The sequence below is a fragment of the Proteus mirabilis HI4320 genome, from assembly GCF_000069965.1.
GTDB classification, from domain to species: Bacteria; Pseudomonadota; Gammaproteobacteria; order Enterobacterales; family Enterobacteriaceae; genus Proteus; species Proteus mirabilis.
Map to the genome: position 1 here is coordinate 3,814,580 of NC_010554.1, position 24,058 is coordinate 3,838,637.

At 36.4% G+C, this 24,058-nt stretch carries 22 protein-coding genes and 4 pseudogenes; 16 read left to right on the top strand and 10 right to left on the bottom strand.

What is annotated here, in order from left to right:
* Positions 1-364: 364 nt before the first annotated feature.
* Complete coding sequence (locus PMI_RS17380) at positions 365-1,948, top strand: plasmid-like protein (protein ID WP_012368769.1); 1,584 nt, start codon at positions 365-367, stop codon at positions 1,946-1,948.
* 255 nt (positions 1,949-2,203) lie between these two features.
* On the opposite strand, the gene PMI_RS17385 is transcribed toward PMI_RS17380, so the two are convergent.
* Entirely contained in the window at positions 2,204-2,434 is a 231-nt protein-coding gene (locus PMI_RS17385; RefSeq protein WP_012368770.1) for a hypothetical protein, read from the bottom strand.
* A gap of 678 nt (positions 2,435-3,112) precedes the next feature.
* Between PMI_RS17385 and PMI_RS19160 the strand changes: the two are divergent.
* The 6 genes and pseudogenes from PMI_RS19160 to PMI_RS19720 form a co-directional block, all read left to right on the top strand.
* Positions 3,113-3,495, top strand: a pseudogene (locus PMI_RS19160) (tyrosine-type recombinase/integrase); the annotation flags it as partial.
* Between the two features lie 322 nt (positions 3,496-3,817).
* Positions 3,818-4,096 carry a type II toxin-antitoxin system HigB family toxin gene (locus PMI_RS17390; protein WP_041707112.1) on the top strand — a complete coding sequence of 93 codons (279 nt, stop codon included), beginning with the start codon at positions 3,818-3,820 and terminating at the stop codon, positions 4,094-4,096.
* The gene (locus PMI_RS17395; protein WP_012368773.1) at positions 4,086-5,294 is read left to right on the top strand and encodes an ImmA/IrrE family metallo-endopeptidase; all 1,209 of its coding nucleotides are present in this window, start codon (positions 4,086-4,088) and stop codon (positions 5,292-5,294) included. The genes PMI_RS17390 and PMI_RS17395 overlap by 11 nt, the downstream gene beginning before the upstream one ends.
* A gap of 18 nt (positions 5,295-5,312) precedes the next feature.
* Entirely contained in the window at positions 5,313-6,452 is a 1,140-nt protein-coding gene (locus PMI_RS17400; protein ID WP_012368774.1) for a beta family protein, read from the top strand.
* Positions 6,453-6,554: 102 nt separating this feature from the next.
* On the top strand, positions 6,555-6,965 hold the full coding sequence (locus PMI_RS19715; RefSeq protein WP_232504897.1) for a hypothetical protein: 411 nt from the start codon (positions 6,555-6,557) through the stop codon (positions 6,963-6,965).
* Between the two features lie 129 nt (positions 6,966-7,094).
* Complete coding sequence (locus tag PMI_RS19720) at positions 7,095-7,406, top strand: hypothetical protein (protein ID WP_221627752.1); 312 nt, start codon at positions 7,095-7,097, stop codon at positions 7,404-7,406.
* A gap of 98 nt (positions 7,407-7,504) precedes the next feature.
* Here the strand turns inward: PMI_RS19720 and PMI_RS17410 are convergent, their stop codons facing one another.
* The gene (locus PMI_RS17410; RefSeq protein WP_012368775.1) at positions 7,505-8,239 is read right to left on the bottom strand and encodes a hypothetical protein; all 735 of its coding nucleotides are present in this window, start codon (positions 8,237-8,239) and stop codon (positions 7,505-7,507) included.
* A 5-nt stretch (positions 8,240-8,244) separates the two neighbouring features.
* Entirely contained in the window at positions 8,245-9,729 is a 1,485-nt protein-coding gene (gene dgt / locus PMI_RS17415; protein WP_012368776.1) for a dGTP triphosphohydrolase, read from the bottom strand.
* A gap of 379 nt (positions 9,730-10,108) precedes the next feature.
* Between dgt and PMI_RS19725 the strand changes: the two are divergent.
* A pseudogene (locus PMI_RS19725) lies at positions 10,109-10,348 on the top strand (integrase); the annotation flags it as partial.
* A gap of 463 nt (positions 10,349-10,811) precedes the next feature.
* On the opposite strand, the pseudogene PMI_RS17420 reads toward PMI_RS19725, so the two are convergent.
* Together PMI_RS17420 and tnpA are read right to left on the bottom strand one after the other, a co-directional pair.
* Positions 10,812-10,979 (bottom strand): annotated as a pseudogene (locus PMI_RS17420) (HNH endonuclease); the annotation flags it as partial.
* A gap of 55 nt (positions 10,980-11,034) precedes the next feature.
* Positions 11,035-11,403, bottom strand: a complete 369-nt coding sequence (gene tnpA, locus PMI_RS17425) for an IS200/IS605 family transposase (RefSeq protein ID WP_373561776.1) — start codon at positions 11,401-11,403, stop codon at positions 11,035-11,037.
* A 70-nt stretch (positions 11,404-11,473) separates the two neighbouring features.
* On the opposite strand from tnpA, the gene PMI_RS17430 reads away from it, so the two are divergent.
* The gene (locus PMI_RS17430) at positions 11,474-12,673 is read left to right on the top strand and encodes an RNA-guided endonuclease InsQ/TnpB family protein (protein ID WP_012368779.1); all 1,200 of its coding nucleotides are present in this window, start codon (positions 11,474-11,476) and stop codon (positions 12,671-12,673) included.
* A gap of 40 nt (positions 12,674-12,713) precedes the next feature.
* On the opposite strand, the pseudogene PMI_RS17435 reads toward PMI_RS17430, so the two are convergent.
* Positions 12,714-13,321 (bottom strand): annotated as a pseudogene (locus PMI_RS17435) (phosphorothioated DNA-binding restriction endonuclease); the annotation flags it as partial.
* A gap of 834 nt (positions 13,322-14,155) precedes the next feature.
* Here PMI_RS17435 and PMI_RS17440 point away from each other — a divergent pair.
* The gene (locus PMI_RS17440) at positions 14,156-14,413 is read left to right on the top strand and encodes a helix-turn-helix domain-containing protein (RefSeq protein WP_012368780.1); all 258 of its coding nucleotides are present in this window, start codon (positions 14,156-14,158) and stop codon (positions 14,411-14,413) included.
* A gap of 475 nt (positions 14,414-14,888) precedes the next feature.
* On the opposite strand, the gene prfH is transcribed toward PMI_RS17440, so the two are convergent.
* The 4 genes from prfH to deoC form a co-directional block, all read right to left on the bottom strand.
* Positions 14,889-15,500, bottom strand: a complete 612-nt coding sequence (gene prfH / locus PMI_RS17445; protein WP_012368781.1) for a peptide chain release factor H — start codon at positions 15,498-15,500, stop codon at positions 14,889-14,891.
* Positions 15,500-16,636 carry an RNA ligase RtcB family protein gene (locus PMI_RS17450; RefSeq protein WP_041707114.1) on the bottom strand — a complete coding sequence of 379 codons (1,137 nt, stop codon included), beginning with the start codon at positions 16,634-16,636 and terminating at the stop codon, positions 15,500-15,502. Before PMI_RS17450 ends, prfH begins: the two co-directional genes overlap by 1 nt.
* Before the next feature lie 266 nt (positions 16,637-16,902).
* Complete coding sequence (locus PMI_RS17455; protein WP_004246149.1) at positions 16,903-17,679, bottom strand: DeoR family transcriptional regulator; 777 nt, start codon at positions 17,677-17,679, stop codon at positions 16,903-16,905.
* A gap of 55 nt (positions 17,680-17,734) precedes the next feature.
* Positions 17,735-18,403: a deoxyribose-phosphate aldolase gene (deoC, locus tag PMI_RS17460; protein ID WP_004246148.1), complete on the bottom strand. Its 669-nt coding sequence runs from the start codon at positions 18,401-18,403 to the stop codon at positions 17,735-17,737.
* A gap of 179 nt (positions 18,404-18,582) precedes the next feature.
* Between deoC and rbsK the strand changes: the two genes are divergently transcribed.
* The 6 genes from rbsK (at position 18,583) to ivbL (ending at position 24,043) form a co-directional block, all read left to right on the top strand.
* Positions 18,583-19,503: a ribokinase gene (rbsK, locus tag PMI_RS17465; RefSeq protein ID WP_004249546.1), complete on the top strand. Its 921-nt coding sequence runs from the start codon at positions 18,583-18,585 to the stop codon at positions 19,501-19,503.
* 216 nt (positions 19,504-19,719) lie between these two features.
* A complete protein-coding gene (gene murQ / locus PMI_RS17470; RefSeq protein ID WP_004249544.1) occupies positions 19,720-20,634 on the top strand; it encodes an N-acetylmuramic acid 6-phosphate etherase in 915 nt (304 codons plus the stop codon).
* A 39-nt stretch (positions 20,635-20,673) separates the two neighbouring features.
* Positions 20,674-22,038 (top strand): PTS transporter subunit EIIC, encoded by a 1,365-nt coding sequence (locus PMI_RS17475; RefSeq protein WP_012368783.1) that lies wholly within the window; start codon positions 20,674-20,676, stop codon positions 22,036-22,038.
* A gap of 31 nt (positions 22,039-22,069) precedes the next feature.
* Positions 22,070-22,921 carry a MurR/RpiR family transcriptional regulator gene (locus PMI_RS17480; RefSeq protein WP_004246144.1) on the top strand — a complete coding sequence of 284 codons (852 nt, stop codon included), beginning with the start codon at positions 22,070-22,072 and terminating at the stop codon, positions 22,919-22,921.
* The gene (locus tag PMI_RS17485; protein ID WP_012368784.1) at positions 22,921-23,709 is read left to right on the top strand and encodes a sulfite exporter TauE/SafE family protein; all 789 of its coding nucleotides are present in this window, start codon (positions 22,921-22,923) and stop codon (positions 23,707-23,709) included. Before PMI_RS17480 ends, PMI_RS17485 begins: the two co-directional genes overlap by 1 nt.
* 235 nt (positions 23,710-23,944) lie before the next feature.
* On the top strand, positions 23,945-24,043 hold the full coding sequence (gene ivbL, locus PMI_RS19170) for an ilvB operon leader peptide IvbL (RefSeq protein ID WP_004249539.1): 99 nt from the start codon (positions 23,945-23,947) through the stop codon (positions 24,041-24,043).
* The last annotated feature ends 15 nt before the right edge of the window (positions 24,044-24,058 follow it).

A 24,058-nucleotide genomic window follows, 5' to 3' on the forward strand; every position in this document is an offset into this window, starting at 1 on the left:
TCATGATGGATGTTGAACAACTGCCCTACAGGAATACGGATTAGATAAAAACGTCACTTCCCGAGATCCTCTAAGCAGAAATAGTATTTGCAGTATTCCTAATTTTCCGATGTTTACTACCGGGAACGAAGTAGTTCGTCGTTCCAGCAACCAGTCACCGCTGCAGCTGCAAAAGCCAGAAATATGCCCATCAAACAATCAGAATAAAAAACCAAAAAATAGTAATCGCGACAAATTTATGACTTAATAATGAGGTTGCACCAATAACTTATTGATATTAAAAAAATTAGTGAATATCTTTTTTAAAAGAGAGTTTACTATGTTATGTTTGTAATTATTAATTGCGCAGTGTGACAACGATACTATGACACTCATCTCCCTTTTAAAGCGTGAAGGCCCCTGCCTTAGTTCAACGCTGGCGAATCTGCTGATTCAAAGCAAAAATATCTCTGCTGAAAATGCGAGGAAGGTTATCTCACGGGCTGTCTTGGCTGGTGAGATAAGTAGCATTAAAAACGTATTCCCAAAGAGGGAGCAGTTTGTATATCTCAGGAATTCCTATGGTAGCGATGAGTTTTGGCAGGTATTGACCGATAAGCTAATAGAGAGTGGTTCAGCACTGGGTCTTGCTTTGAGCGCCCTTCTGGCCAGAGGCGGAATCATTCCTAAACGTGATTTTGGTGCTGCAAGCGGCTCACCTGTAGCTATGAAGAAAAAAATTCCGTTCAGTATAGTGTGGCAAAGGTTGGTGAAAATCGGTTTATGTATTGAAATTATTCTTCCTGAAATTGGAGAATGCATCGCACTCAGAGAAAAAGATGAAAGGCGGTATGACTTCGTTTCGAGACAAATACACGCACGTCTGGTGACAGAGAGCATTTTCATCACGACGATGGTTCAGTGGAGTCAGAACCTCAATCTGATCAGCTATAACCTGGCAAGGACGAGGCAGGATGAAGAAGGAAAGTCACCTGCTATTTCAAACTATCTGTTCGATTTAACAGGTCCCAGCTATCTGTCTCCTCTTGTTACACGAGGGAGCGATGCAAACAAACCAGGTTTTTTTGCCTGTGACGTTCTGCTGGGGACCAAAGTCACCCTGGCCCAAGTACAGCCCTTTATAGCTAAATGTAAATCGCTGAGGAGTATAAGAAACATAGGAAAAAGTCTTTTTATGCTGGCCGCCAGTCAGTTCGACAAAGATGCGTTTCATGCTCTGAAGAAGGAAGGCATTATCCCCGCTACACCTGAAAATCTGTTCGGTGAAGAGTTTGCAAAGTCACTGCGTGAATTGAACGATTTTTTGTTTTATTACTTCACAAATTCCAGCTCGAATCTGGAAAGAATTGATTCTATTATGGTTGCACTAACGAATGTTAAAGGTGCAGCTGCACAGCTGCAGGGAGCGCTCTTCGAATATCTTGTTGCTGAAGTGATGAAACATGAAGGTATCGTTGAGATAGGAAAAGTTTTCCGTTCTGCTGATGGTAAAAAAGCAGAAAGTGATGTGTTCATCGCTAAGGGATATCAGGAAGTAAGGTTCATTGAATGCAAAGGTTATAAACCCTATTCCTTTGTCAAGCATGAAGACGTTAAGCATTGGATAGGAGATCAGGTACCTGTATTCTTCGATGCCGCCAAAAAAGAGAAGCCAGAAGCTGACATTTATGTAGAATTTTGGACCACAGGGAAACTGAGCGAAGACAGCCAGTTATCACTAAAAAAATTCTGTGACAATAACTCAGTCAGGAAACGCTATAAAATAAAAGTGCTGGAAGCTCACGATGTTAAAAAAAGATTCCATGCGACCAGAAATAAAAGCCTTATTAATGTTTATGAAAAACATTTTGCAGAACCTTTCTACAAAGAGAAAGATATGGATGACGTCAGGGGAAGTTATCGTCTTGCAGGAGGGCCACAATTATACTTCGAAGATGAAGAAAACTGAGATGTTATTTTTAAATTGTTCTTTTGGGATTCATGAAATAATACGTATGTGCATTAAAGGACGTTTCTATGGAATTTGTGCTCAATTGTTCAGGTCGGGTTAATGCCTTTAGTAAAGGCTTTGGTTTACCGCAGACTATCGTCATCCTTATCCGCAAACTGAAACTGTGCTGAATATTTTTCATCTGTGGCTGGATACCTAACCTGTCGACAGGCGCGCCAGCATGAAGCTACTCTGCCAACCTTTACATCATAGTTACATAAAGGGTACAGATGTCATTTGAATGTCTTCTTCGCTGAATGTAGATCTGAATTTATTGATGGCATTGCACAGTAAGTCTTCGGTGTTAGCATAACCTCGGCTGTACCGACCAGATTTTGAGTTGATATAGTATTTGCCGTCTTTTAATAAAAGTTCGCCGGCAATACGGGCAGGTTTAAAGCCTGTTAGGCAGGGATGTCCCTGATTATCAGACTCAATGCCCATTAGCAATGCGCCGTCATGGGCGATAGCCCAGAGAAGTTACGGATGGCCCTCTTTGTTTACTGGAGCCGTATTCATGAACGCTGATAATGTGATGTTAGCCACGCTATAGAATTTTCTGACGTAAGCATTGTCCGTGATACCATCTGCATTAAACTCTTCTGCCTTGAGGTATTTAGGAGTACGTAGTTTTCCGTAGGTATGATCAAGCCACACTTCAATGTTGATGTTTTTTGTATTGTGTATGTCAATGCTGGTCTTTTATTCTCTTCTCAAGAAAAACTGTATTAGTTACTATCTCTTTTTATTTTTTCGGACTAGCTACCAATAAAGTTCAGATTAACTTTTTTAATATTCGAGAAGGAGAGAATATATTGATGTTACACAGACACTAATATCTGATAACTTATACAGAACCACCAGCATCACAATTATCTGTATTAGATAACCATCAAAAAAAGTAAGAATTTCATCTGTTGGTACATGTGTTGGTATAAATAAATTTATACTTCTATATTTTAATTTAGATCATGAGGTTAAGTGTTATGTACGAGTCCGGCCTTCGCACCATAAGAACATCGAGGGACGTCAACGGACGTCTTTTTTTGTATCTGAAATCCCTGTTTTACAAGGCTTTTCCCCACTTTTTAGTCTTCCCAAGTATACTAAGGTCAACCTTGCGTCCCTTTAAGCCGACAAACCAGTGAGATCTTAAAACAGGTCTATCAATTCTGTGGTAATCATTCGCTAGTCTTTATCGATAATGACAATCCGAGAGAAAACATGGTAAACAGTGCATTACGTGTAATGGGCTATGATATTAAGACAGAAGTCTGTGATCATGGTTTTAGAACGATGGCATGTAGTTCGTTGATTGAGTCTGGCTTGTGGTCGAAAGATACAGTAGAAAGGCAAATGAGCCACCAATAGCGCAACTCAGTGAGGGCTGCTTATATTCATAAAGCTGAGCATATTGAGGAAAGGCGGTTGATGGTGCAGTGGGAAGCTGATTATTTGGGTGTGAATAGGGAGAGGCTGTGGAGGCGTTTGGGTTTGGGAAGTAATCCTTATATCTCTTTATGATATTACATATATTGAGTAATAACATAATAGGTTAATTTCTATAACATATTCATTTTTATATTGAAAAATGGATATTTTAAAAGCTAACAGATTTGTTTTTAAGTGGAATATTTAACTTAAAAATTATGATATATTAGATTTTATGTAGTATATGGCCTACTTTTTGTAAAATGAGCTTATAGAGCCACAATTTTTAGTACGTAAATTGTGTATTAATTATAAAAAAACATGTTCCATAATTGGGAACATGTTGATAGTTTATCATTATGCATCTATAATGTTCCCAAGTTAGGAACTAAATCTATGGCAATGCGTTTACTCGGACGAGATAAACTAGAAAAACTTGTGGATATAGAACCTTCATGTAAACGTTGGAGCGATTTGTGGTCAACAGAAATCGCTAAGAGCTACTGGAAATCAAAAGAAGAAGTAGAAAAACAATTTCCAACAGTTATCAATCTTAAAGATAAAGTTTATTTATTTCAGGTAAGCAATACTAATTTTAAGGTGGAAACAATTATAGATTTCAGTAAATTAGTAGTTCTTATTACCTCAATAAAGGGTAATGTTGATGAATATTAAAGTTATCCGTACGGAAACTCAACATAAAGAATATCTAGAGCGCATATATTCCTTACTGTCAATGATGCCAACTCTAAACTCTAGCGAAAATGATGAACTGGAATTACTTATTACTCTGGTTGAATCCTATGAAAATTCTAAATATCCTATTGAGCCGCCAGACCCAATTGATGCTATTACTTTCCGTATGCATGAAAAAGGTCTTAAGCAGGTAGATTTGGTTCCTTATTTGGGAACTAAAAGTAGAGTTTCTGAAATATTATCACGGAAAAGACCATTAACAGTACCTATGATAAAGGCATTGTCGATTGGTTTGGGAATTTCAACTGATACGCTTGTTGGTATATATAGTGAACAGGCGAAAAAGAATACTGAAAATGTTGATTGGTCAAAATTTCCTGTAAAAGAAATGATAGGAAGAGGGTGGATATCAAATAGTGTTGATAAAATAAAAAAATCAACGGAAGATTTAGTTAAAGACTTTATTAATCAGACAGCATGGTCTACCGGAACTGTTGCATTTAAAAGAACCCTTTCGGGGGATGCGTACTCACCTTCAACAAAATATGCATTATATGCTTGGGTTAGTAGAGTTGTTCAAAGAGCACGAGAAAAAAAACCTTCACTTGGAAATTTCGATCCAACGACACTCTCTACTAATTTTCTGAGGGATTTAGCTCAGTTAAGTTGGTTTGAAACAGGGCCCTTATTAGCTATAGAATTTCTAGAGAAACATGGTATTGCAGTTATTATTGAACCTAGCTTAAAAGGAACTAGGATTGATGGTGCAGCTTTAAAGGATGTAGATGGTTTACCTATTATTGGATTATCTTTAAGGTATGATCGTCTCGATAACTTCTGGTTTACCTTACTTCATGAAGTATCTCATATTTGGAAGCATGTTCATTCTAGTGAGACATTTTTAGATGATATTGATGTTACTTCAAATGATAAAAGAGAATCCGAGGCAAACAGATTAGCTAGAGAGGCATTTATACCTAGAGCTGTTTGGAAAAGAAGTGATGCATATTCTTCACCATCAAAAGAAACAATTGATAATTTATCCAGAGAACTGAAGATTAATCCTGCAATAATAGCAGGAAGAATTAGACGAGAAAGTGGTAACTATCGTTTGTTTAATGAACTGATAGGTCAAGGAGAGGTTAGCAAGATTTTAGAATCAATCAAAGTAAATTAGTCTTTAGGAGAACAAACTATGTACCCTACGTATGTACCAATTCTTAGAGCAAAAACAGGCGAGTTTGATGCAATTAAAAATCTAAAAGGTAAATATGCAAGTGCAATTTGCCCTTTTTTTGAAATACCTAGAATTACTGAAGATACAAAAAAATTGAAAGATCTTAGAGAATCATCTCAGTTAACTAAAGATTATCTAAAATTAATAGCAAATGGAATTTCCAGTGCTAATTCATCGCCATCATTATTTTTTGATTTTTTTGATTGGAAAGCTGATAGTTATACTGAAACTGGTGAGCATATCCTTAGCTATATGTATAGAGCATTAACTAAGAAAGGAATAACAGTTTATCCAGTAATTGGTTTTGATCGATGGGATATCTTGGATTACCAAAAGGCATTAGTAGGATTGGATGTAAGTGTTGAAACAATTTATTGTTTGCGTATTGACTCAGTATCAATTGATGATGCAAATGATACTAACTATTTCACTGAAATGCTTGATGAAATCTTGAATACTCTTGGATTATCACCTTCTCAAGTAATAATAATGTTTGATTTTGGAGATGTAAAAAATAAATCAATAGTTTCAATTAGTAATGACTTAACAAATTTACTGAATATAACAAAAAATTTTAATTTTAGGAATGTAATGCTTGCTGGGTGCTCATTTCCTATCATAATTAATGACGCAGTTAAAGACACTGATTCTACAGATTTTGTAGTACGTAAAGAAATGCATGTATGGAAGTCCATATATTCTGATTTGGCATCCACTATAATATTTTCTGATTATGGTATAAGAAATCCAAAAGGTGGGGATGGAATTAAAGCAGTACATGCCAATGGGAAAATTCGTTATACAATAGAGAATAAATATTTTGTTGCTCGAGGCCATTCAAAACAGCAAGGTAATAAAGGTGCACAAATGTATGATCTTGCTCGCATGGTAGTAAACTCACCTTATTTTTTAGGAGCTAGCTTTAGTTGGGGTGATGAACAAATTGAAAAATGTAGTAATATGTTAATAAAAGGGAATCCTACACAATGGATTAGTTTTGATACTAATCATCATATTTCGTATGTAATTGAAGAAGTATTAGAGTTCCAACGTAATTACATCGGTTCCCGTAAACTGGATAAGTTATTAGTTAAATAACTGTCATGGGATGTTAAATAAATTATTGGAATTGATTCTATAGCTAATCGAAGAATAGCGTATGCATATTTTGATCCTAAATGGATAAAAAAAGAGCATAGCGTGCTTAAACTAATTAGAAATGAAGTTGAGCCACTTGATTATAGTTTAGATATGAAAGGGTATCTAATTTGCCCGCAATATTATGAACCATTAATTAGGGTACCAGCGGGCCCTTCAATTTCAATGATATCTAATAGTAGAGATGCTTTATTCTGGCATTTACCGGACCAAGATGTACCGTTCTGTTTACTAAAAAGTGGTACAATATTTGGAAAACGTTATTCATCAGAAGAGGAAGCAAAGAAGGCTGTCGAAGATGAAGAATTAATTATTATCGATGGATTTAAGCAAGAACGGTCTGAAAATAAAAATTATGATGATTTTGATAGTGGCGAGTCAGAATATGAAAGTAGCCTAGAAAGTAGCGATGGTAGGTTGGTAGATATACCTGTTTCTAGATTCAATGGATAATCTTTTAAACTACCAAGCAGAGTGACTAGCGTATAGTCATTATGTGCTAATTTTAGGCAAAATTATTATCGAGAAATATTTGTTGTAAATAAATCGGGAAACGTACTACGTTATTTATTTTGTGATTCATTGAAAAATATTAATGATATAGATGATGAAGTTAATGTTGAAAATTTTTATTTTGGTGAGATAGAATCTATTGATAAGCATACAAAATATTTGACTATATGGCTAAAATTAAGGCAACCCAAAAGGTACGCTGATTTTAGAGTGTGGGTTTGGAATGAAGTTGCCGTACCACGAGGTATAATTGAGGGTAAGGTTGAAGGGCGTATTGTTGTATTTTATGCATCCATAAGTTCAGTAGGAACAGGGTTCTGGACAAAGGAACTAAATTGGGGGCAAATAGCTGTATTACCCAAAAAATATTCTGATTTTTAATCAATGACTATAAAACTAAAAATAGTTAACGTTATTATAAAATATTAAATATAATCTTAAATTACTAATAAATTATTAAAGAAATAAATGTATTAACTTTATTTAATTAGGTTAGCTAACTCTTCTATTTCCTTGTCTAACTCATTGATTTTAAGTGCTATTTTATTAAAATGTTTCATTTGTATATATAGAAATCTATCTTTTTCTATTTTTGAAAATTTATCTTTTACATAATCTGCTAATTTTGAACTAATATTTAAATTATGTTTTTTTGTGTAATAAATAGTATTTAAAATACATAGTTCTGGTAATGGATTTTCTTCCAAAACGATATCTAATGTTTTACTATCTAGAAAAAGTTGGAAGCTACTGTCATCATTTTCAATGAATTTTTTATTTTGAAAATCAAAGAGAATAGATGAACAATTAAAAAAAACAGTTTGAGGTAGAATATCTATTATATTAGTAGTGTTTCTATTTTTTTGTGGGATATTTTTTAACCCCCATGTTAAGTTAGCTTGCCAAACATCAATGTTAATGTCGTTAAAGTATAATTTTAAGCCACCAAATGAGTTTTTCTTATATTGTATTTTATTTTTAAATATTGAATGAAATTTATCAATGTCAGATACAACAATATCAATATCTCTTACGTTAAAATTTGATGATTTATCTTTATATAAAAAATAATCTCTAATGATGCCACTAAAGAGAAAAACATCATTTTTTTCCTCCAACAGCACGTTGATTATTTGCTTGGCGAATTTAGGGAACCTATCCGCTAGGTAATCATTAAACGTATTTGCTTGAGTATTAATGATGTCTTTCTTCATAATATTTAAATTTTTTGTCCACTAAGTTTTTGATAATGATTAATTGCAAACAAATCTGTCATACCAGAAACGAAATCTACAATTAATTTTAGCTTAAAATATGCTGATAAATCAACTATATGAAGGTCGGAAATATCTATTTTTTTATCCGATTCTTTTATATATTCCTGTTTAACAACATTAACTAAACTTGATGATATCATTGATTCAGCTTTACTTGCATATTTTTCTTTTATTTTTTTGATTGCATCATGGTCTTTTTCTTTATCAAAACCTTTAGGTTCATAAAATAATAAATCAATATAATAATTGAATAAACCTTTTAAGACAGCATCTCCAGCTAACTCTAAAGAAACGATTTCTCTATATGGGAAAATTATATTACAAGCAATGCTTCGTAATGTTTCTGTTAATTCAGTTAGTTCACCATCTTCAATTAACTCTTTATTATATTCCCCCATTTCAATTTTATCTAAATTATGGATGAAATTTTCAAGTGATTTTTCAACAAAAATACCTATCAAATAAGTTCTTATTTCAACTATTTTTTTATTTTCTGAGCTTTTCTTGTTATCGAGTATGACTTTAATATGTTCAGTGACTTTGTTCATTAAAGTCGGAGAGTTTTTATTTTCGGTTTTTTGAAGTTTTTTTTCAAAGTGTTCAAAGATATTATTAAGGGTCATTATACCTTTGTTAAATGCATCTTCTATATCAATAACAGAATAACAAATAGAATCAGCGGCCTCCATTAAATAACTTAAAGGGTGACGCAAAGGTTTTTTATATTTATCCATTAAGCCACAATGATTATATATTTCTTCTAGGTATTCTTTTTCTGAGTGAAAGACACCCGTTTTCTTTGTTTCTATTTTCCCTTTTTTAGGGGATGCTGAATTTGGATATTTTAAATAAGAGGCTAGTGTTGAAAAAGTCAAATTAAGTCCATATAAATCATCGAGAGCCTGAAGTTTCGTTATAACTCGGAATCCTTGCGCATTACCATCAAAATTTATAAAGTCATTTTTCTGTTCATTGGATATTTTACTAGAGAGTTCATATTTATTATCTTCAAATAATGCTCTGAAATAGTTTTGTATCACAGTTTCACCAAAGTGACCAAAAGGAGGGTTTCCAATATCGTGTAGTAAACAACTACTTTTTAATATCACTGGGATAATTCTGTAGGTATTTTTATCAAAAATATCACTTATTGATCTAATTTTATCTTGGATTTTTTTATTATTACAGGCACCAATTCCTAGTGAATACCCTACAGACATTACTTCCATAGAGTGAGTTAGCCTTGTATGTATATTATCATTTGTATTTAATGGAAAAACCTGAGTTTTATCATGCATTCTTCGTAACGCTGGACTAAATATGACTCGACCTAAGTCACTTTCATATTGATTTCTATCATTTTCTAAATTAAAAGATAAACTTGAAGAACGCAACCTATTTGCTGATAACAGTTTTTCCCAATTCATTACTGAATTCCTTTTGTGTAATATGTTGTGATATTATAGTGCATCTTGACCTTTTTGTAACTTTACTCTTTTCGTTATAGAGAGTCACGATGAGTTTATAAGTTTACCCATAGATAATGGTTTGTTTTTAATGATTATTAAAGTCTTTATTTACAGTTGATGCGTTATGAATATATCCAATCAATTTATATTGAGGGTATAAAAATAATATTTCAAAATATATAGTTTAAATTTCATGTTGTTAGACTTGTTTTACGAGTCCGGCCTTCGCACCATAAGAACATCAATGGACGTCTTTTTTTTTATCTGAAATCCAATGTTTACAAGGCTTTTCCCCATTTTTCAGTCTTCCCAAGTATACTAAGGTCAAACCTACGCCCCTTTAAGCCGACAAACCATTGATATCTTAAAACAGGTCTATTAATTCTGTGGTAATCATTCGCTAGTCTTTATCGATAATGACAATCCGAGAGAAAACACGGTAAACAATGCATTACGTGTAGTGGGCTATGATATTAAGACCGAAGTCTGTGAACATGGTTTTAGAACAATGGTCTGTAGTTCATTGGTTGAGTCAGGCTTGTGGTCAAAAGATACAGTAGAAAGGCAAATGCGTCATTGCCCACTTCCCCTAAAATGACACAGCTATAATTAAATTTTGCCCCAAAATTTCAGAGACCATAATGAAAAAAGTTCGTTTTGCTAAAACTCAAATTGTGAATATCTTAAAGCTCGCAGATTCAGGTATGGCAGTTGACGATATTTGCTACCAAAATAGGATCAGCAATGGCATATACTAAATTTGAAAATAAAACTATGGCGCTATGTAATTCATTAAGGTTAACCATTAAAATTGCTTGAAGAGAAAATAATAATCTTAAAAATATTTGTAGAAGTCAGCCTCTAACACCATGCAATAAAAGAGTCTTTCGCAAAAAAGGTTGATATGGTCATTAGATTTTATATATCACCGTTTGTATTGTAATAACCGAGCCAAGATACAGTCTCTTCTTGATAAGAGAGTTGTAAATATTGAGTGATATTGGTAAACACTTAACATCAACTCGCTAATTCTATAGCTTAAACACTTGCTCTACCATTTGATTACCATTCACACCGCTAGAAACTAATAATTTCATATTATCATCAATACTGATTGCGCCCATATCAAAGGCAGAGTGGTGTAATGCGCATAATGCCAACCCATTATTGATAGTACATGGGCCGCCGAATTGCTTCCATTTTATCCAAAGCACCGTAAAACCCCGTCCTTCAGGTCGGGGATATAAGGGCGCGGTTTTTTAACTAACGAGGTGTTTCCTGTTGCTCAATATACTGGCGGATAATGGATATTGCTGCGCCACCACAACTCCCCGCGAAATAACTCGGCGACCAAAGAACCCCTTTGTAGTAATCACGTTGGGCAATATCAGGACGATTACGTCGAGGTAATCGACTCGATACCCCTTTAAGGCTGTTAACCAGATTAGATATCGCCAGTTTTGGCGGGTAATTAATCAGTAAATGAACGTGATCCCGTTCCCCATCCATTTCAACCAGTTCAACATCAAAATCAGCACAAACACTGGCAAAGTAGCCTCGCAATTTTTCAATGGCATCCTGATCAAATATTTTTCGCCGGTATTTTGTGACAAAGACCAAATGGACGTGCATCAGGAATACACAATGTCTGCCAAGGCGAATATTAGTTTCATTTTTTATAGACCAAAGTATAATAGATAATATGAAACGTCTACAAGCCTTTAAATTCCAGTTAAGACCCAATGGTCAGCAAGAGCGTGAGATGAGACGCTTTGCAGGGGCTTGTCGTTTTGTTTTCAATCGGGCATTAGCACGTCAGAATGAGAATTACGAAGCAGGGAATAAATACATTCCCTATACAAAAATGGCTTCATGGCTCATTGAGTGGAAATCTGACACAGAGACACAATGGTTGAAGGAAGCCCCATCACAACCGTCACTTAAAGATTTGGAACGGGCTTACAAGAATTTTTTCCAGCAGCGTACCGCTTTTCCTCGATTCAAGAAACGCGGTAAAAATGACGCTTTTCGCTACCCGCAGGGCGTGAAGCTCGATCAATCCAATAGTCGTATATCATTGCCAAAGTTGGGATGGATGCGCTACCGCAACAGTCGTGAAGTCGTCGGAGAAGTGAGAAACGTCACGGTCAGTCAGTCATGCGGTAAATGGTACGTCAGCATTCAGACTGAGTATGAAGCGACAGAACCACAACCTGAATCAACCTCAATAGTCGGGCTTGATGCAGGCGTTACAAAACTAGCCACGCTTTCAGACGGTACGGTATACCCGCCCGTCAGCAGTTTTAAAGTCAACCAGCGAAAGCTGGCAAGGCTTCAACGGAAGTTAAGCCGTAAAATCAAATTCAGTGCCAACTGGCAAAAACAAAAGCGCAAAATTCAACGTCTGCATTCTCATATTGCCAATATCAGGAAAGACTACCTTCACAAAGTCACCAGCGAAATCAGCAAAAACCACGCAATGATTGTCATTGAGGACTTAAAGGTCAGTAACATGTCTAAATCGGCAAAAGGTACGACAGAACGGCATGGACGGAACGTAAAAGCTAAATCTGGTTTAAACCGCTCAATACTGGAGCAGGGCTGGTATGAAATGCGCCGTCAGCTTGAGTACAAGCAGCTCTGGCGAGGTGGTCAGGTACTGGCAATACCCCCTGCCTACACCAGTCAGAAGTGTGCTTGCTGTGGACATACAGCAAAGGAAAACCGCCAGTCACAAAGTCAATTCGAGTGCCTTGAATGTGGATATACAGCGAATGCTGATATCAACGGGGCACGTAACATTTTAGCGGCAGGACATGCCGTGCTTGCCTGTGGAGGGAGGGTGCAGTCAGACCGCCCGTCGAAGCAGGAACCCGCCGAGGTGATTCAGATATCAGTCTGAACGCAGTAGGGATCCACGTCCTTTAGGGCGTGGAGGATGTCAAATGAGCGGCTTCTAGGCCAACCACGGCGCTATCATAACGTAGATTATAACCACATATAGCACACTGATAATTGTAAGCACGTAAGATATTTTTTCTAAAAGTGGGATCTCGGTTTTGGCGAATTTCTTGTAGTGGAAAATCAAGACGGTTAGCAATAACTTCTTGTACATTATCAGGGAAGTGTTCACTTAAAATCTGTTGTGCTAGCTTATTGATTAAACTTGGCTTTTTTATAAGAAGCTGATAGCTTTCTTGGCCAAATCCACTTAACACATTTTGCTGAATTAATTTATTTTTCGATGGTTGCTTATTATCTTTTGATAGATCGCTCTCTTTTGGTAGTTGCAACTCCCAAAAACCATCGCGAACTAATCGCCAGAAAGGCAGATTTGGATAATGCTCACGGCGAGATGGGCCAAAATTAATCAATAATTCTAATAACTGTTGATGAATTTCATTACCATAATTAAATAGTCGTGGATGGCCTTTGCGGTACTCGGAAAGCGCTAATAAGAGTAACAGTGGTTTATGGGGCGCTCTGTTATCACCTTTACGCCAGATCGTGATATTAGAATTTTCTGTTGTAGGATTTTTTGAGTATACATGGGTATTTTAGATAATAAGTGAATGGCTGAATGATAGCGAATGCGAAAGTTTATTAATATAGTCGTATAAAATCTTATTTTATAGAAGAAGTACAGAAATATGTTTAATTATTCATATCTGTTATAATAACATTGTTTTTTAATTTCTTTGCAACATCTTGATACTTAACGTAACAATAGTGATTTTAATGTCTCAAACATCTTCCTCACTCTATTAAATACAATATAAAAATAAAATGGTAAAACATCCTCTAATCGCTCATTTTTTTTGATTTTACTATTAAAAATGGTTTTATCTTTATTTTAAAGATTCTAATAGGTAAATCTGTTTTATTATAGAATAACAACCATTCTTACATTTTGTACTATTTTTAGTCGTATTTAAAAAAAAGCAAATAATAGACTCAAAATATCTATAAGTAAAAATAGCTAATTATTCTATTCTTTGAAATGCTTATAAGAAAGCATTTTTATGCTATGGTAATATTATAAGTAATATCATATTTGATATATTTTTATAAATATAGTTATTGGTGGAGATTATTTTTATCTTTAAATTTAAAATATATTTTTATTTATACATGCAAGTATTAATTTTTTAACATTACATTAACTGTAAATTAGGCTTTTGTTTAGATAATAATCTTTATTAAGGTAAATTATTAAAATTTAATACTTAAAAAACGCATTTATAGGTATATCTATCTAAGTATTGTTACTACCGATCAATGCTTGTTTTTTGATAGCTGTTGGCTATCGTAATCTTTTTATTGATCGTTTTTATCAATTTGTACTAGAATCATCATTAGGGTTACCTGTCATTGAGGGGCGTATATGATGATCAATACAGTGGTAGGGAAAAGAATACAAAATAGAAGAAAAGAATTAAATATATCAAGTTCGAAAATTGCATTACAGTTAGGGATGACAGAGCAATATTATCTAAAATTAGAAAATGGTTATACTAAGATAACCGTTGATGAATTAATATGTATTGCGATTATTTTGAAAGTGTCACCACAAAGTTTATTACTAAAATCAACTGTTAGTCAGCAAAATAGGGATAGCCAATTAAATAATTATTATCACTAATAATATTATCACAATAGTGCTTTGTTAAAAAATACTCATATAGTAGTAGTTTATTGAGTAATATAGTAATGATAAGAAATTACTTTTAGGCATCTTTGATATTAAAATATAAGTATATATCTTTATTGAACGTTATAAATCAATAATTGATGATGCATATTTGATCGTTTTAAAATGTTTTCTATTACTACTCTATAGTGTTAATGCTTTGTTTTTATAGTATAAAATCAGGTCTAATGTTAAATGAAATAGTAATTAAAAGTCGTGATAGATGGCTAATCGTCACTAAAGTGAATTAATAATAACCCTCTATCTTATACTGATGGCATTTAACATCGCTGATGCGTTTTTATTTTCGCTATCTACTAAGATGTATAACCGATCTTATTATTTAGGATCACAGTGATGGTTTAATTATTAGATTTATTAGTCAGTTAAGCCACGATTTAATAACGTGGCTTTAGTTTTATATGAGTTATTTCGTTATTGGTAAAAACTCACGTCCATAAAAACAATGAGTTGCATTACCACGGATCACTCGGTGATGAGCTAGGTGTCGCTGGTTATTAAATGAAGCTTGCTGTTGGGATAGATAATGAGTTAGATGCCAAGCAATAAGCTGTTTCGCTAATTTTTTATTAGCATGTTGGATTCGCTGAGACTGGATCTTGACGCTAATGCCTGTTGCAATATGCGTCGCTCTGACAGCTGAACTCGTTTTATTAACATGTTGTCCTCCGGGGCCATTGGCACGCATGGTTTCAAATAAAATTTCGGTGTCTTGGATTTCTTGTGGTGGGTCAAAATAAGCGATACCGATAAACCAATTTTTGCGTTTATGTTTAGGTCTTAAAGTACTTGTACATTGCCATTGCACTGTGCCTGACCATTGTTGTGCGATAGCTTTAGCCTCTGCACCTTTAAGCGATACTAATACTGACTTTAAACCATAACGAGATGGCTCTTGCTCAAGAATTATCACATCAACTTGCCGCTGCTCTGTGACGGTTAGAAAATAATTCAATGTTTTTTCTACCGCTATACAGCATTCTTCGGGGCCTTGTGCTGAAGAAAATTGTAATAACATTATGCTATCTCCCCACTGGTTTTATAAGTAATAACCGGTTTTAAGCGGGCGATAACCTCAATTAAACCAAGACTCCTCATACTTTCTATAACAGTTTCAATTGATTTATACGATTGAGGCGCTTCCTCATAAATTAATTGTTTATTAGCACAAATAATACGGCTACCTAGTGCTGTGCGTGAGAGCTGTAATGGCGTAAATCGATGTGATAAACGGCCTTTACACTCCGTTCGCATCCACTTTCTACCCGCACCATGTGGTAGAGAATGAAGGCTTAATTCAGAGATAATAGGCTTAACGAGATAACTGTGATCACCACGTGAACCAGGAATAACCACAATTTCGTGATGAGCGGGCGTCGCCCCTTTGCGATGTAACCATCCTTGTTGATTATATAATTCGCAAGGCTCTACCAGATTATGGTTAACATCAGTAATAACCGTTCCTTGTGTATGAATTTGTTCCATCATTCTATGGCCAATCAAGTGGCGATTGAGCTTAGCATAATTAAGAGCATGGTCATGGGCTTGTAAGTAGTCATTGGCAGCGTCTGTATTCGCGACCAATCCTTGATGGCCAAATTGCTCTGTGTGAGCACGTAAAATAGATTGCCCTAAACCACGTGAACCACTATGCACCAATAGCAATAATTGTTTTTTATTAATACCACTGTTTGTAAACAATGCTTGATTAATAACTTGGTCAATTTGTTGGAATTCAGCAAAGTGATTTCCACCACCAATAGAGCCTAATGAGTGAGCAAATGGATGATTTTGCATATCTGCAGGTAAATTATCTATCAACCATTCGATGGGCGCGATATCACTCATTTCGCTCAATTTTTTTTCTATTTTATCTAAATTGAGTTTGCTATGGTTAAATTCTGTTTGAAACAGTGTCATACCACAGCCAATGTCATTACCGACTAAAGCAGGGTAAAAACGGTTAACAGAAAAAAAAACCGCTCCAATGGGATAACCACGACCGGGATGTAAGTCTGGCATGCCAGTGACATAAGCCATTTCAGGAAGTTGAGCGGTTGTTACTAGTTGTTGGATTGCTTTACTTTCAATCCAAGTTTTATCTGAGGCGATATAACAAACGCGATCAGATAAATAATGAACACACTTGTCCATATTCCAATCCATATATTGTAAAGGATAAAAAATAACGTGATTGGCGGACAGTAAAAAGAAAGGATTACTTTTGAGATTGTCCGCAAAGAGTATTCATATTTGTTGTTGTCATGGGATACCTCCTTGCAGTTCTGTGAAATGGAAAATAATAAATCAGGCGAATAGTAATCACTTTTTTTCACTTTAGCAATTAAAAAAGTAGCGTGATTTTTCTTTCTGTTTACCAAAAAAAGTAAATTAGGGAACAGTGAGATTTTTCTTTTGGGTTAATAAATAATTTTAACTGAGCTTTTTCGGCAATAGGCTTCGTAATCATCTGTTAATTTTCTATCGGTGATCACGACATCAAATTGCGCTAAATCGCCCATATTGCCTGTGGCAGTTTCATCGAAGGCATGGTATTTGGTGAGTAAGATCTTGCGAATCGATTTATCCATCGCTTTTCTTTTCATATGAAGATCATCAATGTTGTAGCAAGAGACACCAAAATCGAGGTGGACACCCTCTGCGGAAATAAAGGCTTTTTTCGGGTTTATGTTATCAAGGTAACAAGGCTGGAGGGGATTATAAAATGAGTCGCTTTTAGGGCGATATTCGCCACCACACAGTAGTACGGTCGCATTTTTCTTTCGGCTTAATGCCAGGAAAACGCGGTGCGAATAACAAATACCAGTAAAGTGTAAACTCTCAGGAATAAGCTCAATTAATGTCGGAATAAGTTGGCCATTATCAAAAAATAGTACATCACCTTCAGACACCATGCCCGCAGCAAGATTAGGAATGTGTAATTCTTGGGTTTGATCCGGGGTGATAATATCACTAGTCGATGTGATTAGGTTGCTATGAGGTTGTGCCAACGCGACAATATAGCCACCAAGCAGTGACATCGGATAGGGGTTTTCAACATCTGAACTGAGATCACGACGAATGGTCATTTCAGATACTTCAAGGATCCTCGCGGCATCTTTGAGATGGATGCGGCCTGAGCGTTTTATGCATTCGCTAAGGCGACGCAAACGTTCATGCTGTTTGGTCTCTATCACCTAAGGATCCTTCTATTATCGAATAGCGTATCCCATATAACGATACGCTAGGCTATTAGTAATTTGATTCTGGTGCATCTGAATCTGTTACAATCGCAACACTGGCACTTGCACCAATACGTGTTGCCCCCGCTTTGATCATCTTTAAGGCTGTTTGGCGATCACGTACACCACCTGACGCTTTTACGCCCATTTTGTCACCGACAGTTTGACGCATTAAAGCGACATGGTGTTCTGTGGCACCCATTGTACTGTATCCAGTTGATGTTTTAACAAAATCAACACCGACTTCGCAACACATTTCACAAACTAAACGTACTTCGTCGTCAGTTAATAGGCATGTTTCTAGAATAACTTTTAGTGTTGTATTTCCGCAAGCGGCTTTTACCGCGGCAATATCTTGTTTTACAAAATCAAAACGACCACTTTTTAACATGCCAATGTTGATAACCATATCGACTTCTTGAGCACCTTGGCGAATAGCTTCTGCCGCTTCAAATGCTTTGGTTGCTGTTAGGCCTGCACCAAATGGGAAGTCGATAACACAGCATACTTTAACATCACTTCCGGTTAGGCAAGTTCTTGCTAAAGGGATATAAGAAGTGTTAATACACACAGAGAAGAAACCGTGTTCAACAGCTTCAGCACATAATTGTTTGATTTGTGCTTCAGTTGTATCTGCAGCAAGTAGAGTATGATCGATATAATTAGCTAATGGACGCATAATCGTTTCCTTAAGAGAAGATTGTTATTTATCACTCATGTTAGTTTGGCAACATAATAGTGAGCTTTTAACGGGATAACAATCACAAATGATATTTAAATAACATGATATTGTTATATATCTATCTAAATGTAACTATTCTAACATTTTAACTTTTTCATTAGGGTGAGAGGGGCACTATGGATATCGCAGTGATTGGTTCAAATATGGTGGATTTGATCACCTATATAGATAGGATGCCAAAAGAGGGAGAAACCCTTGAGGCGCCAGCATTTAAGATTGGTTGCGGCGGGAAAGGGGCAAATCAAGCGGTTGCCGCTGCAAAATTAAATTCTAAGGTGATGATGTTAACCAAAGTGGGAGATGATATTTTCGCAGATAACACCATCATGAATTTAGAGTCTTATGGTATTAATACTCGTTATGTTGAAAAAGTGCCCGGAACCACCAGCGGTGTTGCACCTATTTTTGTTACCTCTCAATCATCCAATAGTATTTTGATCGTAAAAGGCGCGAATCAGCATCTATCTGCTGAAGATATCGATAGAGCCGCGGTGAGTTTAAAAAAATGTCGTATGATTGTGCTGCAATTAGAAATCCCGCTTGAAACGGTCTATCACGCGATTGAGTTCGGTAATAAACATCATATTCCAGTATTGTTTAACCCTGCACCAGCATCGAAAGCTTTAGATCTCACTATCGCCGCACAATGTGATTTTTTTGTCCCCAATGAGACAGAGCTGGAAATTTTAACGGGTATGCCAATTAATACGTTGGATGAAATTCGAGAAGCAGCCTACTTTTTACTCGAAAAAGGGTTTAAAAATATCATTGTTACATTAGGTGAAAAAGGGGCGTTATGGGTGAATGGGGAAATTGAGAAATATATCCCCGCCATTGAAGTTAATGCCGTTGATACCAGCGGTGCTGGAGATGCTTTTATTGGCTGTTTTTCTCATTACTATGTGCATACCGGCAATATTGAAGAAGCGTTAAATAAAGCGGTTATGTTTTCGGGTTTAAGTGTCACAGGAAAAGGCACTCAATCTTCTTATCCTAGTATTGAAGAATTTAGCGAATTTTTAAGCTCAGCAAAATAGCCATCAATGAGCCATACCTCTCACAGCTCTCCTGTTTAAAATCAGGAGAGCTTTATTATCAATAAGTTATCTTTTTTACATCGCGTTAAGTTTGTTTTTAGTTGAATGTTTTTACGGTATTGTGATTTTGTTCACAAAATAGTCATCAATAAGATTGAATTAAAATTTCATTATATGTAATTTTAATTGAAATACTATTTCATTAAGGTTATTACAATGAAAGATGATGCATTGAGTTTATGTCTTCAAAATGAAAGTAACCAAGAGACCACACAATTTTCTGAGCTAAGTACCTTAGCGTTAGTTTCGTTAATTAATAGTGCCGATATCACCGTGGCCTATGCCGTAAAGAAAGAATTACCCGCAATCGCGAAAGCCGTAGACAAAATTTGTGAACGTCTACGTCAAGGGGGACGCATTTTTTATGTCGGCGCAGGAACAAGTGGCCGATTAGCGGTATTAGATAGCGCGGAATGTCCGCCTACTTTTGGCGTTTCTCCCTCACTGGTACAAGCCATTATTGCTGGTGGGCATGATGCTATGCTTCAAGCCGTTGAGAATATTGAAGATAATCAACAAGCTGCTATCGAAGAGTTGCAACGCCGTGAGGTAAATTCTAACGATGTCGTTATTGGTATCGCTGCCAGTGGTCGCACGCCATTTACAGTGGCTGCATTACAGTATGCAAAGCAGATCAATGCATTAACGCTCTCAATTACTACCCGCGGTAAAGGTATGATGAGTGAAATAGCCGATTTATCCATCGCGCCAGATGTCGGCGCCGAAGTGTTAACAGGCTCGACAAGAATGAAAAGTGGCACGGCTCAAAAAATGATCTTAGGTATGCTAAGTACCAGTGTAATGACTCGTTTAGGTAAGGTGCATAAAAACCTGATGGTCGATGTCGTGGCCAGTAATGAAAAATTACAGCGACGTGCTGAAGGTATTGTGAGTGAAGTGTGTGGGATCACAACACAAAAAGCAGCGGAGTTATTAAAAATGGTTAATTATCATCCGCGAAAAGCCATTTTAATGTATGAGCTTCATCTGAGTGTAGAGAAGGTTGAGCAAATGACACAACGCTATCCTTACCACTCTTTACAACAACAGTTAGCTCTATTTAATGAATAACAATATCAGTCAATCCTCTGAACTCTAGCAGGCACAATTATGGCTAATAAAATAGAACATCTCGACACCTTAGCATCAGAAATAGAAAAACAGGCTGGTGGGTTTAGCAATATCGCAACCTTAACACATTGCATGACCCGTATTCGTTTGATCTTAAAAGATAGTTCGCTATTTAATACCGAAGCATTAAAACAAGTCGAAGGTGTCAAAGGCGTGGTATTTAATGGCGAGCAACATCAAGTCATAGTAGGAATGGGAACGGCCGCCAAAGTTTATTCAATCATGAATAAACGTATGCAAAAAAACACAGATAATAGCGAAGAAGCCCCTGCGTCAACACCAGTGAAAAAAGGGTTTTCCATACGCCGTATGCTAAATACGTTGGCGGCTATTTTTGTTCCTACTATCCCAGCATTAATTGGCTGTGGTTTAATTATGGGGCTAATTAATATTATTCGTTTAGTGGCACCCGGCTTAGTTGATCAGTTTCCTGAACTCTTTAAGCTATTTAAACTGATCGGAAGTACCGTATTTGCTTATCTCTCTATTATGATAGGTATAAATACGGCTAAAGAGTTAGGGGCTTCAACCTCCATAGGTGCTGTTATGGCGGGATTATTAGCCATGCCGGGACTGGCTGATATCACATTATTTGGTGAGAAATTACAGCCTAATAGTGGTGGGATCTTCGCGGTCTTAATGGTGGTGGTATTTTCTTCAAAATTAGAACTATGGTTTCGCAGTATTGTAAAAGAGAGTCTTGATCTTATTTTAACCCCCTTTGTCACTATTTTAGTTTCTGCGTTAGTGGCAATTATGGTATTCCAACCTATAGGTCATTATCTGAATCAACTATTAGCGCAAGGCGTATCCTTATCACTATTAAATCATGGTGGCGGTGCGGTTGTGACAGGCGCAGCGTTAGGGGGCAGTTTCTTATTCTTATTACTAACCGGTCTACACCAAGGTTTAATACCGATCCACACTGAAATTTTAAATACCTTTGGGTTAAATTACCTATTCCCTATTTTAGCAATGGGCGGAATGGGGCAAGTAGGCTCTTGTTTCTGGGTTTATTTACGTACTAAAAACCAACGCTTAAAGAAAACGTTAATGGGTGCGTTGCCTGTCGGAATTTTCGGCGTGGGTGAGCCTTTATTATTTGGTGTCTCTTTACCTTTAGGTAAGCCCTTTATTGCAGGTTGTATTGGCGGGGCTGCGGGTGGTGCATTAATGGCTTATTTTCAGGTTGGGATCATTATTCCATTTGGTACTGCTGGGTTATCATTAATTCCACTGGTGGGGGATGGGCAGATCATCAAATTCCTTATCGCAGTATTGGGGGCTTGGGTTGTCGGTTTTATTGCCAGTATATTAATCGGATTTACCGATCCAGAAAAATAAGTCAGAAGAAGAAAAGAAAAAGGATAATAGAATGTCAACACTGACTAAGAAACTTGAAAATTTGCGCTTACAAGGCAAAGGGACAGAGCAACGTCTCGCCCACTATTTATTAGAAAATAGCGATAATATTGCCAGTATGAATGCCGCAGAATTGGCACAAAAAGCCGGTGTCAGTAGTGCTTCTGTTATCCGTTTTTCCCGCCAAATGGGGTATGGCGGTTATCCTGAATTTAAAATTGATTATCTCTCAGAGGAAAAACAACAAAAAAGCAGTAGTGATATTCTTTATGCCAATTTAGCCAAAACAGACTCGACTGAGCAGATTATTGCTAAAACAGGACATCTATTTACTACCGCCATTCAGGATTCGATAGCGTTACTGGATGCGGCGACGATAGATTTACTCGCTGAGAAAATGATCAGCGCTAAACGGATCGTTTTATTTGGTGTGGGCGCATCTGCGATCGTTGCGAGCGATATCTTCCATAAACTGATCCGAGTGAATAAAAACACCTTATTTAGTGCAGATCTCCATGCGCAACTTGCTTATTCAGCGAATTTATCCGCGGATGATTTGGCGATTGCTGTTACTGCAAGAGGCAATACTGCGGATATTAATCGAATGCTGAAAGCGGCAAAACAAGAAGGCTGTATCACAGTGGCTTTAACACGTTTTGGGCAAGATGAAGCTACGCGCTTAGCGAATTACACATTACCTTATTTTTATGATGAGCAACATTCACAATTGGGGGTGATCACACCGCAAGTATTGCAAATGGTCGCTTTTGATGTGCTGTTTTTTAAATATATGACACTGGCAAAAGGCTCAGCGGAAAAAGCGCTATTAAAAGGGCGACAAGCTGTAATGCAAGGAAATCAATAATGTTATTTATCACCATATTAGCTGTTGGTGCGGCGATTGGCTTAATTATTAGCACAACGGGGGTAGGTGGTGGTGTTATTGTTTTACCTATATTAACGTATTTCTTTGGTATGAATGCATTAATGGCGGTGGCAACCGCAAATTTACTTTCAATGTTGATGAAAGTGACATCCTCATATATGCATTTCCGTTTGGGGAATATTCCCTTTAAACGAGCCATGATAGTCCTCGGCATTATGTTGCCAAGTACTTTTTTAGCGAGTTTACTCGTCAATTATTTAGGTTCATTAACGCAATATCAGCAGCAAGTTGAGTGGGGGATTAATGCGCTGGTGGTGGCTGCCATTATTTTTTCTCTCTTTTTGTTTATTCAAAGAATGTTTTTTTCTTCACCTGTGATAGCTAAACAGATAACCCCATTAGCGCCTCTTAATATTAAGGCACTGTTATTGCCGGCGATTGCAGCAGGTGTTGTTTTAGGTGCCACAGGGGTCGGTGGTGGTGTGGTGGTGTTACCTTTATTATTGCGTTACGCCAATCTATCGATAAAACAAGCGATAGGTACTTCGATTTTTACGACCACTCTATTATCAGGCTCTTCTGCATTGGCTTATATGCAAGATGGCCATACCGATATCCATTTAGCATTGTTGCTGTTTCTTGGCTCTTTGATCTCTATTCCTCTATCAAAATGGCTATTGATTAAAATGCCGGATAGGGTATTTCAGTATGCAACGTTGTTTTTAATTTTATGCAGCGCTTTCATGATGTTGGCGAGATTGTTTTAACTGATAGCCATACTATGGCATTGCGTCGATTCTTTATTCTTGGTTGGTGTTTTTTTCTGGTTTTTTATGCTGTTACAACACGGAGTTACTACTTGGATTAACAAGTGATCTAGCTCTCGTTTTGAGCGGTGATAAAAAATAAACTGAAAAAAAAGGTTGTTAATTTATAGAAGTTATGTTTTTTTAGATACAGATAACAGACAAACACATCATTACATTAATTGATAGGTAACCCATGATCATCACTACTCTACTACAAACTCTACGACTAACAGCGCACATCGCGGCTGTGGTTGTTGTGCGTGTGGTGGTGGTCGTCGGCAAAGCGCCGTAACGGGTCCGAATCAAC